At 55.6% G+C, this 340-nt stretch carries 1 pseudogene; it reads right to left on the bottom strand.

What is annotated here, in order from left to right:
• Positions 1–81: 81 nt before the first annotated feature.
• Positions 82–340: pseudogene (locus tag KDM89_RS20815) on the bottom strand (tryptophan--tRNA ligase); the annotation flags it as partial.

The following is a 340-nucleotide window of genomic DNA, read 5'->3' as shown; positions in this document are numbered from 1 at the left end:
GAGAAAGCTGTGTGCCTGCGTTCATTGGAATTCCCCGCTGCGAAGCCCGCGGATCGCTCTTCACGTCCGCCTTATAATGTGTCAGAAGTGTTTCAGACCGATTGCTGCCTTCACTTCATCGGTCGTTTTTGCCGCCACTTCACGTGCACGCATGGTGCCTTCTTTGAGCATTTGCAGAACCTGACCACGGTCCTTGGCAAACTCTTCCCGGCGTTCACGGATAGGGGCGAGCATGTCTTGCAATATGCCTTCCAGGCGGGCCTTTACCACGCTGTCACCCAGGCCGCCACGTACGTAGTGGTCTTTCATGACTTGCAGGCCATCTTTGTCCTGGTCGAAC

Origin of the sequence: Cognatundibacterium luofuense (assembly GCF_018139685.1) — a bacterium.
Taxonomy (GTDB): Bacteria; Pseudomonadota; Gammaproteobacteria; order Burkholderiales; family Burkholderiaceae_D; genus Undibacterium; species Undibacterium luofuense.
The sequence above is the reverse complement of the archived record's forward strand: the minus strand, read 5'-3'. Positions and strand labels throughout refer to the sequence as shown.